The sequence below is a fragment of the uncultured Fenollaria sp. genome (genome assembly GCF_934202865.1).
Taxonomy (GTDB): domain Bacteria; phylum Bacillota; class Clostridia; order Tissierellales; family Peptoniphilaceae; genus Fenollaria.
This window is the reverse complement of record NZ_CAKPYL010000081.1, coordinates 1-2,831: the sequence shown is the minus strand read 5'-3', so window position 1 is coordinate 2,831 and position 2,831 is coordinate 1. Positions and strand designations below refer to the sequence as shown.

At 34.3% G+C, this 2,831-nt stretch carries 3 protein-coding genes; all 3 read right to left on the bottom strand.

Annotation, left to right across the window (positions count from 1 at the left end):
- A partial coding sequence (gene pyrB / locus Q0E71_RS06620) for an aspartate carbamoyltransferase (RefSeq protein ID WP_294797220.1) occupies positions 1–675 on the bottom strand: 675 nt, incomplete at its 3' end.
- Between the two features lie 69 nt (positions 676–744).
- Positions 745–1,413, bottom strand: coding sequence for a hypothetical protein (locus Q0E71_RS06615; protein WP_294797218.1), 669 nt, complete (start codon positions 1,411–1,413; stop codon positions 745–747).
- A gap of 185 nt (positions 1,414–1,598) precedes the next feature.
- Positions 1,599–2,780 (bottom strand): glycine/sarcosine/betaine reductase complex component C subunit alpha, encoded by a 1,182-nt coding sequence (grdD, locus tag Q0E71_RS06610; protein ID WP_294797215.1) that lies wholly within the window; start codon positions 2,778–2,780, stop codon positions 1,599–1,601.
- Between the last annotated feature and the right edge of the window lie 51 nt (positions 2,781–2,831).

The window sequence follows — 2,831 nt, the reverse complement described above, 5'->3', positions numbered from 1 at the left end:
GTATAGTACGTCAAGATCGTCGATTACATCTTCAAGTCTTTCTACTTCTGTGTATGGAATTGACTTTTTGTCTAGAACTTGTTCTTTGATGTAGTTTGGTACTTTTAATTCGTCTGGTGATATAAGTACGAATTTGTTATTGCTATATCTTGACATTGCCTTGATTAGTGAGTGAACTGTTCTACCGAACTTTAAGTCGCCGCATAAGCCTATAGTCATGCCGTCAAATTTGCCTTTAGCGCTTAGTATTGTAAATAGGTCTGTAAGAGTTTGTGTAGGATGTTGATGTCCGCCGTCTCCTGCGTTAATTAGTGGTACTGTACATGCGTTGTGTCCATATTGTGGAGCACCTTCTTTTGGGTGTCTCATTGCGATAATGTCTGAGTAGCAGCTAACTGTTCTTAGTGTATCAGCAAGAGTTTCTCCCTTTGCTACAGAACTAGAGCCCGGCTCCGAGAAACCAATAACATTTCCGCCTAATCTCAACATAGCGGCTTCAAATGAAAATCTGGTTCTGGTGCTGGGCTCATAGAATAGAGTAGCTAGGATTTTACCGTCACATACGTGCATAAAATCCTTTTCGTTTTCAACAATTTCTTTACCTAGTGCAAATAGCTCATCAAGCTCCTCTAGGCTTAAATCTTCCGGATCAATATAATTTCTTCCTTTAAGCATAATATCCTCCCTATATTTTTTTATCCTTATAATCATACTACTAATAAATTTAAAAGTCAAGAACTTTTTTTACTTTTTTTCAAATTTTACAAACTTATATGCTTCATCTAATTTTTTTAAAATCTCTTGTCTAATCTTTTCTAATTCTTCATCTTCCTCTTTATCTGCAAGCGACGCCTTAAGATACTCATATCTAGCATCAAGCAAGTCGCTATCGGTATTGTCATCTGAGTAAAGTGCGCTTAAATTTGTATAGTATTTAAAGTTTTCAAAGTTCTCTAATGTATAGTTCTCAATGAATAATTTATCATTGTACTTGAAGTTTTTGAAAAATTTTTCTTTCTTTGCTATCTTATTGCTACTTATATAAGCCAGTATAATTAAATACATGATAAAAATAATCATCATAATGATAGTGTACTTGATGAAGTAGTGATTTGTATACATCTCAAGATCTCTCTTTATTATTACGCACACTAATAGAAAGTGTAAAAATGCCCTTCTTGTTGCATTGCTCGCAATAATCCTAAATACATAGAATGTTTGTGTATCCTTAATCCTTGGTCTTATAATTAGGTAATAAAAGATTAATGATATGCTTAATGCTATATCTAGTCTATGTACCTTTGATATTGGCAAAAGGATTAGATTAAGTATCATCAAAGAAAAACTAGATAGCTCGATAATGGAGCGCAAGTCCATAATATATTCTTTAAAATATTGTTTATTTCTTTCCATAGTATCACCAAGTATATTATATCATATATTAAGTCTTATCATATGATTTATATAGATTTTTTAATAGTAAATATTTAATTAATCTAAATTCATATTAATTAATTTTTTAAATTTCTATATTTCTATATAGCTGTGTGTAAAATGAATTTTCGCATAAAAAAATGAGGCTTGCGCCTCATTTTTAATTAACAATTTGCATCGCTTGTTATATATCCAGCTTTTGCTAAAACTTCTTTAGCTTTATCTAGGTTCTTTGTACTAACCATGATAACTGGTCCTGTACAACCCATGCCGCTTTCAGCATAAATGCCTTCTTTCCAAAGTGCTTGAACTGAATCTTCAAGTTCTAGTATATCGATACCAGCGATAGCTTCTTCAACAACTTCCTTTGGAGGAGCTGCTACTGCTTCCTTTGGACCGTCATCTTTCTTTTCATTAGCTTTATTTAATGATGCTAAAACATCTTTTAAACCAGCTGCATTAGCTGCTTCAAAAGTAGCTTTTGCTACCTTGTGTAAGTTACCCTTAACAAGGCTTGCAGCATATACTAATGCATTTGCTACAACAGGAACTCCTGATGCTCTAGATACTATAAGTATAGTTCTATCAAAGTCTTCACCAATACCAGGTCCATAACCAAAGCCAGCTGCTTCGTATGATCCACCAGTAGTGAATGAAGAGAACATCTTCATAAGGATGTTACCTGTAAGTGAGTCATTAACTACAACGTCGCATGATGCTTGTAATAAGTCGTTTCCTCTCATTACATCTCCACCGTCTGCTCTGTGTGACTCAGCAAATTTTATATTAAATCCGTTTTCGTTTAATTGTTTAAAAGCTCTTTCAACTTGTCTTGCTCCGTCAACATTTAGTATACCAAGACTTGGATCTTGATTACCTAATGCCTTAGCTACGATTAAACCATAGATACCATTAAGAACCATTGCTTCTACTCTGTGTGCAGAAGATGTTCCTGTTGTTGTTGCTATAAGCATTTCTTTACCATATCCAGGAGTAACAGCTCTACCTACAGTAGATACTCCGATTGGGAAGTTATAATGCATAGTAACGCATGCATCTATCTCTCCAGCGTCTAGTAATTCTTCCATCTTCTTGTAGCCTTGATCTTCATCAGAAACTTCATATTGAGTTAATTCTGTTTCTGCTTTAGGACCGATAAGGACAACTTCGATTGAAGAATCTCTAGATTGAGCAAGTTCTGCAGCTTTAACTAAGTTTTCAGTACCATGTTCACTACCAAAACTTGTTAGGCCAACACGTACTTTTTTACCGAATGAACCAGTTTCTAAGCCATCAGCGATGTCGTTAAAAACTTGTCCAATCATTTTCTTAATGTTGTCTGACATATCGTCACCTCTAATTTTCTTCTGTGAATGATTTAGCGAAATCTCTCATTG

Excerpts from the sequence above, each read along its gene's own strand:
- grdD (WP_294797215.1), bottom strand. The coding sequence starts at position 2,780 with ATGTCAGACAACATTAAGAAAATGATTGGACAAGTTTTTAACGACATC.
- Q0E71_RS06615 (WP_294797218.1), bottom strand. The coding sequence starts at position 1,413 with ATGGAAAGAAATAAACAATATTTTAAAGAATATATTATGGACTTGCGC.